Genomic DNA, 12173 nt, shown 5'->3' with positions numbered 1-12173 from the left:
TCAGCGGGCTATGACCGCCACTGTGCCCGGTGGTACTGGCGCGGCCAGTAGTCGAGCGTGACACCGAGCTGGTGAGCGGCGCGCAGCGGAAAGTGCGGGTCGCGCATGATCTCGCGCCCCATCATCACGGCGTCGGCCGCGCCCGATGCGACGATCTCGTTGGCCTGCTCGGCCTCGGTGATCAGGCCGACGGCGTTGACCTCGACTCCAGCCTGCTGCTTGACGTGTTCGGCGAATGGCACCTGGTATCCGGGGCCGAGCGGAATGGTGACCCCGCCGACGAGGCCACCCGACGACACGTCGAACAGGTCGGCTCCGGCATCCCTCGCCCAGGCTGCCACCGTGGCGGTCTGCTCGACGTCCCAGCCGTCGTCGGCGTAGTCGGTGGCAGAGAACCTCACGAACACGGGCACGTCGTCGCCGACCTCGGCGCGAATGGATGCCACGATCTCGAGCAGCAGCCTGGCACGGTTCTCCAGGCTGCCCCCGTACTGGTCCTCGCGTGAATTGGAGAGCGGCGACAGGAACTGGTGCAGCAGGTACCCGTGCGCGGCGTGGATCTCGAGCACGTCGAACCCGGCGTCGATCGAGCGCCTTGCGGCATCGCGGAACTGCGTGACCACGTCGACGACCTCGGCGGTCGTGAGCTCGGCCGGGGCGTCGTAGCCGTCGAACGCGATCGCCGACGGAGCGACGGACTGCCAGCCGCCCTGGCCGATGGGGCGGGTGCCCTTCTCAGGCCCCCACTCGCGGAACACCGACGCCTTGCGGCCGGCGTGCGCGAGCTGGATGCCCGCGACGGTGCCCTGCTCGTGCAGGAACCCGACGATGCGGGCCCACGCGTCACGCTGCTCATCGGTGTAGATGCCGGTGTCCTCCGCCGAGATGCGGCCGACGGCGCTGACGCCCGTCGCCTCGGTCATCACGAGTCCCGCGCCGCCGCGGGCGTACGAGCCGAGGTGCACGAGGTGCCAGTCGGTGGGCACCCCGTCTTCGCGGTCGACGGAGTACTGGCACATCGGTGCGACCCAGATGCGGTTGCGAAAGGTGACGGAGCGAACGGAATGGGGAGTGAACAGCGCGATATCAGGCACTCTCGGCTCAACTCCGCGCGGCCGCGGATTATGCCCGGGCCGGCGCCCGGGGAGTCCGGCTGGTCGCGCCGCCGGAGCGGCCGCGAACCATCGCCCGAACTATCGTGGAGCGGTGACCTACCGCGAATGGACCACCGCCGACACCCGCGACCACATCGCGGTGCCGACCGCCGACGACGACAAGTACTCCAGGGGCGTGCTCGGGGTGCGCACCGGGTCGACGCAGTACCCTGGCGCCGCGGTGCTGGGCGTCGAGGCCGCCATGCGCTGCGGCGTCGGCATGCTGCGCTACCTCGGCCCCGCCGTTCCGTCGCAGCTTGTGCTGCAGCGTCGCCCCGAGGTGGTGACCTCGCCGGGCCGCGTCCAGGCGTGGTTGCTCGGGTCGGGCATGGATGCCGCGGCTCGCGACACCGAGACCGAGACCGCGTTGCACGACGCTCTCGACGAGGCACACCCCGTCGTACTCGACGCGGGTGCGCTCGACCTCGTCTCCGCCGTCACCGGTCCCGCGGTGATCACCCCGCACGGTGGGGAGCTGTCCAGGCTGCTCGGCGTCGACCGCGAGCGCATCACCGCCGACCCGGCCGGCTGGGCGGCGCGCGCCGCGGACCAGCTCGGGGTCACCGTGCTGCTCAAGGGGTCGGCGACCCACGTCGCCGACCCGCACGGCTCGCGCTTCGTCGTGTCGTCGCCGGTCGCCTGGACGGCCACGGCCGGAGCGGGGGATGCCCTCGGCGGGATCCTCGGTGCCGTCGTCGCGACGAACGCGGCGTCGATCGCCGACGATCCGGCGGCGCTCGCGCGCCTGGCCGCGACCGCGGCCGTCGTGCACCGTGTGGCTGCGGCCAGGGCCAGCGCCGGCGGACCCCTCGTCGTGCTCGACCTCGCCGTCGCGGTCTCCGCCACGGTCGCCGAACTGCTCGGTCACTGACGCGGGCTACGCTTGGCGCTCATGACCGCCGGCCACCGTCGCACCCCCGCGAACGGGGAGCCGGTCTTGCCCGGCTGGGCCGGCGAGCTGGCGCGCAGCCCGATCGCCCTGTGGGCGGCCTTCGTCGCGGTGCACGTCGTCATCGGGCTGCTCGCCCTGTACGGCCGCGGCTACCCGCTCGGCGACGTGACGATCCTCTACAAGTTCTGGATCGACCAGGCGTTCACCGCCGACTTCTGGGTCGGGATCGACGGGCCGTCGGTGTACCCGATCGTCGCGATCGTCCCCATCTTCGCCGCGCACCTCGCCTACCCGATCGCCTCGGCCATCCCCGCCATCGCGCCGGCCACCGCGGGCGTCGAACTGTACGCGATCAGCTGGCTGGCGATGGTCACCCTGCTCGACCTGGCCGCATTCGCCGTACTGATGCGCAAGCGCGGCACCGGTTCGACGACTGGCCCCAACGCCGGCGCCACCGCTGCCGCGTGGTGGTGGATCGCCTTCCTGCTCGCGCTCGGCCCGATCGCGGTCGGCCGCATCGACGCGGTCACGGTGCCGCTCGCGGTCGCCGCCGTGTTGGTGATCTCGACCAGGCCGCGGGTCGCCGCGCTGCTGCTCACCGTCGCCGCCTGGATCAAGGTGTGGCCAGGGGCCATCGTGGTCGCGATGGTGGTGACCATGCGGCAGCGCTGGCAGGTGCTGCTCACCGCGGTGGCGGCGAGCGCCGGCATCCTCGGCCTCACCCTCTCGTATGGCGCCGGCTGGAATGCCGTCAGCTTCGTCGCGCAGCAGACCGGCCGCGGGCTGCAGGTCGAGGCGCCCGTGACCACCGCCTGGATGTGGCTCGCCTGGGCCGATGTGCCGGGAACCAGCGTCTACTACGACCAGGAGATGCTGACCTGGCAGGTGACGGGAGCGGGGGTGAGCCTCACCGGTTCGCTCGTGACGCCGGCCCTGCTGCTCGTGGTCGCGCTGGTGTGCGCAGCGGCAGTGCTGGCGATGCGCCGGGGCGTGGATGCCTCGGCGATCCTCCCTCCGTTCGTGCTCGCGCTCGTCGTCGGCATGATCGCCATGCAGAAGGTCGGATCACCGCAGTTCATGTCGTGGCTGGCGGTTCCCGTGATCCTCGGGCTGGTCTCGCACGGTGCAGGGCGGTGCCGGTCGTTCAGGGTGCCCGCCGCACTCTCGCTGGTCATCGCCGCGCTGACTCACGTGATGTACCCCTACCTCTACGGCCGGCTGCTCGGGCTCGCGACCCCGATGCTGGTCGTGCTCACCGTGCGCAACGCACTGCTGTTCGTGCTGCTGGGCTGGGCGGTACTGGCCATGCTCAGCGCCACGGCGGCCCGACGAACCCCGCAGCACCACCACCAGCACGTGGAAGAAAGGACACCATCATGCTCGTAGCATTCTCGGTCGCCCCCAGCGGCGGCGCAGGCGGAACGGACTCGGTGCACGACGCTGTCGCCGCCGCGGTGCGCATCGTTCGCGACTCCGGCCTGCCCAACCACACCGACTCGATGTTCACGACGATCGAGGGGGAGTGGGATGAGGTGTTCGACGTCATCCGGCGCGCCACCGAGGCCGTCGGCCAGTTCGGCAGCCGGGTTTCGCTCGTACTCAAGGCCGACATCCGGCCGGGGCATACCGGAGAGCTGACCGGCAAGGTGGAGCGGCTGGAGACCGCCATCGAGGAGGCCGGGGACACCCCCGCGCAGGCAGGCTAGCCGAACCTTCCGCTCAGTAGGTGCCGCTCGGCATGTCGGTCTGCAGCAGGATGCCGTCCTGGATGGCGCGCTTGCGCAGCGCGACCTTGGTGCCGACGTCGATGCCGGCGACCCGGTACTTCTCCCGGATGCGCTTCAGGTAGGACTTGGCGGTCTCCTCGGAGATGTCGAGCTGGTACGCGACCGACTTGACCGGCTCGCCGCCGCCGTAGAGCGCCATCACGCGGCGCTCCTGCGCGCTGAGCTTGGGCGATCCGCCGACGTCGCCGGCGCTGAGGGCGAGGTCGAGCTCGGCCGAGATGTAGGACTCGCCCTTGCTGGCCGACCGGATCGCCTCGACGATCATCACGGCGTCCTCGCTCTTGACCAGGTAGCCGAGGGCACCGGCGCCGAGTGCCTCGCGCACCAGGTTGGGGTCGGAGTAGGTGCTCATCAGCACGGTCTTGACGCCCGCGGTCTTGAGCGTCGCGATCTTGAGCGAGATCGGCAGGTTGTCCTTGAGGTCGACGTCGAGCAGCACCACGTCGACGGGGAATTCCGCGTGCGTGAGCAGCTCGGGCCAGGAGGCGACGGCGGCGACCATGGTGATGTCCGCCGTGGCGTTGCGGATCCACTCGGTGAGGGCACCGAGGAGCATCTTGTGGTCATCCACGATGGCCAGGCGGATGGGGGCGTCTGTTGGCATGGTGTCTCTCGCTCTACTCGGTGGGTGATTACTGGTCAGCGGGGTTCGCGACGACGCAGTCGATCTCGATGCGCACGCTCGAGTTCTCGGTGGAGTCGGCGTAGTGGCCGACCTTGGCTATGGCCGCCCAGGTGGTCGGGTCGATGCGGTTGCGGGCGATTCCCGAGGTGGTGATGACGATGGGGATCGTGATGGTGCGCTTCGCCGCCCGGTCGCTCGGTGGGATGACCGGGCCGAGCATGAGCTTCGCCGTAGTCGCCGACTTCTTGTTGTTGTCGGCCACCATCAGCCAGACCGCCGAGAGCAGCCCGTCGCGCTGCTGGGCGTCGAGCAGGCCAGCGAGGCTCCCCGGGTCGTGCAGCGTCGCCGACTTTCCGAGGTGCTCCGATTCGGTGATGGCGTGGTACAGCCACGTCTCGCGGCGTCCCTCGATCAGGTGCAGCCGGAGTTCGGTGGCCAGCGATGCGGCGATCGACGCGGTCCTCGGCTCGAGTGGCAGCGCGGTAGCGCCGCTCGCCACCGAGTCGAGCAGTTCCTCTGCCGCGAGGTCGAGCCGGGCGAGCTCTTCCGACGCGAGCATGCCGACCGCGAAGCGCGGCGCAGACACCGTGCTCTGCACGAGCACCCTGTCGAGTTCGAGCTGCACCATACGACGGAACCGGCGAACCACGAAGATCGCGAACAGCGCGGGGAACACCGCGAGCGAGACGGTGACCAGCTGGGTCGGGATGGTGGTGGAGTCCAGTGGCGTGGTCATCGCGATCGCCACCGCGAATGCGGCGAGCAGGGCGATCGAGACGGCGATGAGCTCGCGGGCCGGTCGCAGGGTGACGGCGGCGAGCAGCCCGAACCCGGCCGTCACCGACGCCGTGGCGTGACGCCCGATGTCGCCGAGCGGCCAGATCGCGATGAAGTCGAGGGCGACCACCCCGGCGAGGGCGGCCAGGTAGGCGACGAACATCCAGGTGGGAAAGCTCTCGCCGCGCGTGGCGATCTTGAGGCTCACGGCCGCGAAGGCGACGATGAACAGCAGCCACGCCGCGATGATGGGCAGCAGGTCGGCGTAGCTCCCGAGCTGGGACGAGAAGACGCCGAGCCCGTAGACGGCCTCGATGGAGCACAGCACGCCGGCGCCGATGCCGAGGTGGGCGGTTCCCAGGCTCGCTCCCTGTGCGGTGGCCTGCCGCACGGCCTTGGCCGCGGTGGAGCCGGCGGGCAGGCGGGTCTTGCCGCGCCCGCGACCGAGGATGACGCCGAGGGTGTTCTCCTCAGGCCGCGCCCAGCCGCTCACCGCGGAACCTCCAGCACGACGGTGGTGCCGGCCCCGGGGGAGGAGAACAGGCGGGCGTTGCCGCCCACCTCGCGGAGGCGGCCCACCACGGAGTCCTTGAACCCGAGCCGTGCGGAGTCGATGTCGTCGAGGCTGAATCCGACGCCGGCGTCGGTGACCATCGCGCGCACGGTGGTGTCGTCGTCGGTGATGGTGACGTGCGCATCGGTGACCCCGGAGTGCCTGCGGACGTTCTCGAGGCACTCGGCGAGGGCGAGCAGAAAGGCGTCGAGCACCTCGCTCGGCAGCAGCACCTGCCCGGTGCCGTGCCAGCTGACCTCGAGCCCGATGCGCCCGAACCGCTGCTTGACCGATTCGAGGGTGCGGCCGAGGGCCGACTCCTCGACCGGCTCGACCGCGGCGGCTCCGGTGGGCTGGGGCACCGGGCCACCACCGAGACGCAGCTGGCGGAGCAGGCGGGCGTCGTCGGCGGCCTGTTGCTGCAGCGCGGCGGGGGAGACCCCGACGCCGGAGTGCGCGAGCAGGGTGAGAGTCGCCAGAACGGTGTCGTGCAGCAGCCGCGCGCCCTGCCTGCGCTGCGCCTCGGTCTCGCTGGCCTGCCGTTCCGCGCGGTGCGCCCTGCCGATCGAGAAGATGCGGCGGGCGGCACGGGGGAGTGCCGCGCTCACCCAGGAGCCCAGGGTGGTGGCGAGCACCCAGCCGAGCAGCACGGTCGCGGCCTGTGTCGAGACGACGCCGGGGCCGGGCACGGCCAGCCCGATCAGCACGGTGCTCACGACGAGCCCGGCCGCCATCACCAGCACGCGGTGCACCGCACCGACGAGCACGATGCCGAACGCCGCCATCCCCCCGCCGGCGAGCGGAACCAGGGCGGTCGCGATCTCGGGGGTGGTAGCCGTGCCGAGGGGCTGCTGCGCGAGAATCAGGATGCCGGTGCCGGAGATGAGCCCGAGGCCCACCCAGATGAGGGACTGGCTGACGCCGATGCGCACGAGCGCGACCGCGAGCACCGCATAGAGGGGCAGCAGCGGCAGCAGGGACGACGGCTCGATGACCCCCGGAACGGCGAGGCTGACGAGCGAGACGGCGAGGGCACCCAGACCGATTGCCCGCGCGGCCGACTGCAGCAGTCGATCCCGCTCTTTAGCAAACTGTTCCATGCCGGCCCCGTGGTGCTGAGTGTCTGTGAGAAATACAGGGACAGCCCATACCCTCCCCCCTGCTCGACACTAGTACCACGCGTGCCTATTTCGGGGGCTCGCGGGCAACTGCGACACGCCGAATGTGCTCCGGCGTGTCCCCCGAAGTCGATTCGGAGCCGCCGAGCGGCCTCGCCGAGCCCCGCTCAGCGATCGTCCGATCCCAGCGGAATGTCACGCCGGGGTCACTCCGGGGTGAGCCACCCCTCATGGATTCCGCGCCTGCGGAGCAGGATCTTCGTGCCGACGTCGACGCCCATGTGGCGGTACTTGCGCCTGGCCCGCTTGATGTAGGACTTCACCGTCTCCTCGGTGGTCTGCATCTCATCGGCGACGGCCTTGATCGAGTGCCCGGACGCGTAGAGCATCATCGCCCGCTGCTCCTGCCGCCCCAGCCCGGGGTCTGCGGGGTGACGATGCTCGGCGGCATCAACCTCGGGGCTGGGCAATGCTGTACCCCTGGCCGCCGCGGTCACGGCGGCCATCAGCTCGGCGGCCGAGTCGGTGCGGGCGATACACGCGGAGGCGCCGGCGGCGAGCACGCCGGCGGTCGCCTCGAGGTCGGTGAGGCGGCTCAGCACGACGGTTCGCGTGCCGACCGCGGCCAGTGCGCGGATCTTGGTTCCGATGGCGATGCCGTCGCCGAGGTTGAGCCCGACGACCGCGACGTCGACGGGAAACTGCGAGTGCTCGAGCATGCCGTGCCACGACGTCTCGCTGATCACGACGTCGAGGCCCGACCGCCGCGGTCCGATCAGGGCCTGCAGTCCGTCGAGCAGCAGGCGGTGGTCTTCGACGATGGCGACGCGGGGCCCGGCAGCACGGTTTCTCCTCGTGGCCATGGTGCCGTTCACCTCCGCGTCGAGTCGCCGGGGTCGATCCCGATGGGGCCCACCCGAGCCTGCGGTGACGCCCGTCGGCGCCGGTACAGTGACACTAACTCGGATTTATCGGAGGGCGTGCATCAGGTGTCGAGAAGGCGCTGGAGCCAGCCACCGACCGCGGCGTGCTCGATGAGGAACCCGTCGTGCCCGAACTGCGACTCGATCACTACGGGGGCGGTGCCGGTGATGCTGGATGCCACTCCGCTCGCCACGACGTGCTGGTCGGGCACCGGGAACAACCGGTCGCTGTCGATGCCGATCACGAGGGTGCGCGCGGTGACCATGGCGAGCGCCGCGGCGATGCCGCCCCTGCCGCGGCCGATGTCGTGCGAGTTCATCGCGCCGACGAGGGTGATGTAGCTGTTCGCGTCGAACCGGCGGGTGAACTTGTTGCCGTGGAAGTCGAGGTAGCTCTCGACCGCGAACTTGCCACCGCCGCCGAGCGGGTCGATCGGGCTCTGCCAGCTGCGCTCGAACCGGTCGTTGAGCTCGGTGGGTGAACGGTAGTTGAGCAGTGCCATGCGCCGCGCGAGCGCGAGGCCGCGCGATGGTCCCTCGCCGTCGGGTGCCTCGTAGTAGTCGCCGCCCGCGTAGCCGGGGTCGACCCTGATCGCCTCGATCTGCACGGAGTTGAGCGCGATCTGGTCGGCGCTGCTGATCGCGGGTGCGGCGAGCACCGCGACGCGCTGCACCATCGACGGGAAGGCGACGGCCCACTCGAGTGCCTGCATCCCTCCCATCGACCCGCCGACGACGGCGGCCCACGACGTGATGCCGATGCGCTCGGCGAAGGCGCGCTGGGCGACGACCTGGTCGCCGATCGTGACGAACGGAAAGCGTGCGCCCCACTCGCGGCCGTCTGGCGCGAGCGATGCGGGGCCGGTGGTGCCCTGGCAGCCGCCCAGCATGTTGGGGGCGACCACGAACCAGCGGTCGGTGTCGATGGCCTTGCCGGGGCCGACGAGGTCGCCCCACCAGCCGGCCGTCGCGTGGCCGCGGCCGGGGTCGCCGATGACGTGGCTGTCGCCGGTCAGGGCGTGCAGCACCAGCACGGCGTTCGATGCGTCGGCGTTGAGGGTGCCCCAGCTCTCGTAGGCGATGCGCACCGCGGGGAGGGTGTCGCCGAGCTGGAGGTCGAGCGAGCCGATCGACACGAAGCGGCGGTCGCCGGGGTGGTCACCCTCGCGCCACGCCCCGGATGCGGGAGGTCCTCCCGCCATCGCCCTCGTGTCTGCCTCGGTGACGAAGGACGAGGGGATCGTGTCTTCGGGGGTCTGCCAGTCCATGTGTCTCAAGTATCGCCGCTATCGGGGCACGGCGGCGTCGTGTGACGTCGTGCCCCGCGCGGCAGCGCATCATCGGGTGGTCAGCGCACGGCTCCCTGCGCGGAGACGGCGCGAGCGGCATCCAGTCCGGCTGCGAGGTCGGCCAGGATGTCGTCGATGCTCTCGAGACCGACGGAGAGTCGAACGAGGCCCGGGGTCACGCCGGAGGTCAACTGCTGCTCCGGGGTGAGCTGCGAATGCGTGGTCGACGCCGGGTGAATGATGAGGCTGCGAACGTCGCCGATGTTCGCGAGGTGGCTGAACAGGCCAGCGTTGTTGACCAGGGCGCGGCCGGCATCCACTCCGCCCTTGAGCTCGAACGACAGCACGGCGCCGACGCCCCTGGGGGCGTACTTGTTGGCTGCGGCGTACCAGGGGCTGCCGGGCAGGCCCGAGTAGTACACGTCGGCGACGTCGGGGTGGTTGTCGAGCCACTCGGCGACGGCCTGGGCGTTCTGCACGTGGCGTTCGATGCGCAGGCTGAGCGTCTCGATGCCCTGGATGAGCTGCCAGGCGCTCGCCGGGGCGACCGACGACCCGAAGTCACGCAGCAGCTGAACGCGTGCCTTGATGACGAACGCGATCGCGTCGCCGACTGCGCCGGTGTAGCTGGCGCCGTGGTACGACGGGTCGGGTTCGGTCAGGCCGGGGAACTTGTCGACGTTCTTCGACCACTCGAACTTGCCGCCGTCGACGATGACGCCGGCGATCACGGTGCCGTGCCCGCCGAGGAACTTGGTGGCGGAGTGCACGACGATGTCGGCGCCGTGCTCGAACGGGCGGATGAGGTAGGGCGTCGCGATGGTGTTGTCGACGATGAGCGGAACGCCCGCCTCGTGCGCGATGCCCGCGACCTTCTCGATGTCGAGGATGTTGGTGCGCGGGTTGCCGATGGTCTCGGCGAAGAACAGCTTGGTGTTGGGGCGCACGGCGCGGGCCCACTCGGCCGCGTCGTCCTGGTCCTCGACGAAGGTGGTCTCGATGCCGAGTTTCGCGAGCGAGTACTTGAACAGGTTGTAGGTGCCGCCGTAGATCGACGAGCTCGAGACGATGTGGTCGCCGGCCTGTGCGATGTTGAGCACGGCGAAGGTCTCGGCGGCCTGGCCGGATGCCACGAGCAGGGCGGCGGTGCCCCCCTCGAGTGCGGCGAGGCGTTCCTCGACCACGGCCTGGGTGGGGTTCTGGATGCGCGTGTAGATGTTGCCGAACTCGGCGAGCGCGAACAGGTTCTTCGCGTGGTCGGCGTCGCGGAAGACGTATGACGTCGTCTGGTAGATCGGGGTGGCGCGGGCGCCGGTGACGGGGTCGGGTGCCGCCCCGCTGTGAATCTGCTTGGTTTCGAACTTCCAGTCGCTGGTGTTGTCGCTCATGAGGTTCTCCTTAGGGTTCGCGAGACTCCTCTATCGGCCGGGATCCGGGAGCATCGCACGCGTCGAGCCTAGAAATGCGCCAGCGACCGGTCAACGGCGGTGACATACGCCGTAATGCGGGCCCGCGAATCCGTGTAAGAGTGACCTTCTGCCGAGCGGGTCGGCAGCGTGATCGCGGCCGGTTCGCTGCCGCCGAAGGACACCCGATGACTGACTCTCCCTTGTCTCCCACCGCCACGACTCCCCGTCGCACCTGGCTCGCCCTCGTCGTGCTGATGGCGGGCGCGTTCATGTCGCTGCTCGACACCACAATCGTCAACGTGGCGCTGCAGAGCATCCGGGAGAGCCTGGATGCCTCCACCTCGACGCTCGAGTGGATCATCTCCGGCTACGCCCTCGCGTTCGGCCTCACCCTCATCCCGTCGGGGCGGGTCGGCGACCGGTTCGGCCATAAATGGGTGTTCGTCGCCGGGCTGTCGCTGTTCACCGTCGCGAGCGTCGCCTGCGGCCTCGCGCAGGACAGCACGCAGCTCATCGTCGCGCGGGTCGTGCAGGGTGCCGCGGGTGGCATCTTCTTCCCCGCGGTGACCGCGCTGATCCGCATCATGTTCTCCGGCCGGTCGATGGGCAAGGCGTTCGGCGTGCTCGGCGCCGTGCTCGGCCTCTCCGCCGCCCTCGGCCCTATCGTCGGCGGGCTCATCATCGAGTTCGCGGGCGAGGAGCTCGGCTGGAGGCTCGTGTTCGGGGTCAACCTGCCGATCGGCCTGGTCGCGATCATCGCGGCGATCGCACTGCTGCCCCGCGAGAGACCGCGCCGCTCCGCCGCGGGCGTCGACGTGGTCGGGCTCATCCTGCTGTCGGGAGGGCTCGTCGCCATCCTGGTCCCGCTCATCGAGGGGCAGACCCTCGGCTGGCCGCTGTGGACCTACCTCACCCTCGTCGGGGGCGTGCTGCTGCTGGTCGCGTTCGCGTTCTGGGAACTGCACCAGGCGCGGCTCGACCGCAACCCCATCGTGCCGCCGTCGCTCTTCACCCACGCCGCATTCTCCGGCGGCGTCATCCTCGCCACCGTCTACTTCGCGGCGTTCACCAGCATCTTCTTCGTCATCACGATCTTCTGGCAGGCGGGGCTCGGCGCGGGCGCGCTCGAGGCGGGGCTGGTCAGCCTGCCATTCGCCCTCGGCACGATCGTGGGTGCCGCGAACAGCGACCGCCTCGCGCAGCGCCTCGGCCGGTCGGTGCTCGCCCTCGGGGTGGGCATGGTGACCCTCGGTCTCATCGCGATCTGGGCGATCCTGCTGGTGGCCGGCGCAGGGGTGACGAACTGGATGCTGCTGCCAGCCCTTCTCGTCGCGGGACTGGGCAGCGGGTTCTTCATCGCCCCGAACACCGAGTTCATCGTCGCGACCGTCGACAAGGCTCAGGCGGGCGCGGCCGGTGGCGTGCTGGGAACCGCGCAGCGCATCGGCAGCGCGATCGGTATCGCGGTGATCGGAAGCGTGTTCTTCGGCACCCTCACCGTCGCGGGTTCCGGCCCCGATGCCGTCGCGGAGGGCTTCGCCGACAGTGCGACCGTCGCGATCGCGGTGAGTGCCGGGTTCGGCATCATCGCGTTCGCCCTGGTGTTCGCGCTTCCGAAGCGCGTCGACAGCCCGAGGCGCGGCTGA

Annotated in this window: 11 protein-coding genes; 4 read left to right on the top strand and 7 right to left on the bottom strand. The window is 70.4% G+C overall.

From position 1 onward, the window contains the following. Positions 1-8 precede the first annotated feature (8 nt). Positions 9-1094, bottom strand: a complete 1086-nt coding sequence (locus G5S38_RS01865) for an NADH:flavin oxidoreductase/NADH oxidase (protein WP_165063629.1) — start codon at positions 1092-1094, stop codon at positions 9-11. 112 nt (positions 1095-1206) lie between these two features. Between G5S38_RS01865 and G5S38_RS01860 the strand changes: the two genes are divergently transcribed. Genes G5S38_RS01860 through G5S38_RS01850 form a run of 3 tightly spaced genes read left to right on the top strand, consistent with a single transcriptional unit; the run spans position 1207 to position 3752 of the window. Further along, the gene (locus G5S38_RS01860; RefSeq protein WP_235928850.1) at positions 1207-2025 is read left to right on the top strand and encodes an ADP-dependent NAD(P)H-hydrate dehydratase; all 819 of its coding nucleotides are present in this window, start codon (positions 1207-1209) and stop codon (positions 2023-2025) included. A gap of 21 nt (positions 2026-2046) precedes the next feature. Next, a complete protein-coding gene (locus G5S38_RS01855; RefSeq protein ID WP_165063624.1) occupies positions 2047-3432 on the top strand; it encodes a glycosyltransferase 87 family protein in 1386 nt (461 codons plus the stop codon). Continuing rightward, positions 3423-3752 (top strand): thiamine-binding protein, encoded by a 330-nt coding sequence (locus G5S38_RS01850; RefSeq protein ID WP_165063622.1) that lies wholly within the window; start codon positions 3423-3425, stop codon positions 3750-3752. Before G5S38_RS01855 ends, G5S38_RS01850 begins: the two co-directional genes overlap by 10 nt. Positions 3753-3765: 13 nt before the next feature. Here G5S38_RS01850 and G5S38_RS01845 read toward each other — a convergent pair whose 3' ends face one another. From G5S38_RS01845 to G5S38_RS01820, 6 genes are all read right to left on the bottom strand, one after another. Next, positions 3766-4437, bottom strand: a complete 672-nt coding sequence (locus G5S38_RS01845) for a response regulator transcription factor (RefSeq protein WP_165063620.1) — start codon at positions 4435-4437, stop codon at positions 3766-3768. Between the two features lie 28 nt (positions 4438-4465). Continuing rightward, on the bottom strand, positions 4466-5728 hold the full coding sequence (locus G5S38_RS01840) for a hypothetical protein (protein WP_165063618.1): 1263 nt from the start codon (positions 5726-5728) through the stop codon (positions 4466-4468). Beyond that, complete coding sequence (locus G5S38_RS01835; protein ID WP_165063616.1) at positions 5725-6888, bottom strand: sensor histidine kinase; 1164 nt, start codon at positions 6886-6888, stop codon at positions 5725-5727. The genes G5S38_RS01840 and G5S38_RS01835 overlap by 4 nt, the downstream gene beginning before the upstream one ends. 224 nt (positions 6889-7112) lie before the next feature. Next, on the bottom strand, positions 7113-7769 hold the full coding sequence (locus G5S38_RS01830) for a sigma factor-like helix-turn-helix DNA-binding protein (protein WP_165063614.1): 657 nt from the start codon (positions 7767-7769) through the stop codon (positions 7113-7115). Positions 7770-7891: 122 nt separating this feature from the next. Continuing rightward, complete coding sequence (metX, locus tag G5S38_RS01825; RefSeq protein ID WP_165063612.1) at positions 7892-9097, bottom strand: homoserine O-acetyltransferase MetX; 1206 nt, start codon at positions 9095-9097, stop codon at positions 7892-7894. A gap of 80 nt (positions 9098-9177) precedes the next feature. Beyond that, a complete protein-coding gene (locus tag G5S38_RS01820) occupies positions 9178-10506 on the bottom strand; it encodes a bifunctional o-acetylhomoserine/o-acetylserine sulfhydrylase (protein ID WP_165063610.1) in 1329 nt (442 codons plus the stop codon). A 206-nt stretch (positions 10507-10712) separates the two neighbouring features. On the opposite strand from G5S38_RS01820, the gene G5S38_RS01815 reads away from it, so the two are divergent. Beyond that, complete coding sequence (locus tag G5S38_RS01815; protein ID WP_165063608.1) at positions 10713-12173, top strand: MFS transporter; 1461 nt, start codon at positions 10713-10715, stop codon at positions 12171-12173.

Source organism: Marisediminicola senii (assembly GCF_011057645.1).
GTDB classification, from domain to species: Bacteria; Actinomycetota; Actinomycetes; order Actinomycetales; family Microbacteriaceae; genus Marisediminicola; species Marisediminicola senii.
Note: the sequence above shows the minus strand (reverse complement) of the source record. Positions and strands in the feature narration are given on the sequence as shown.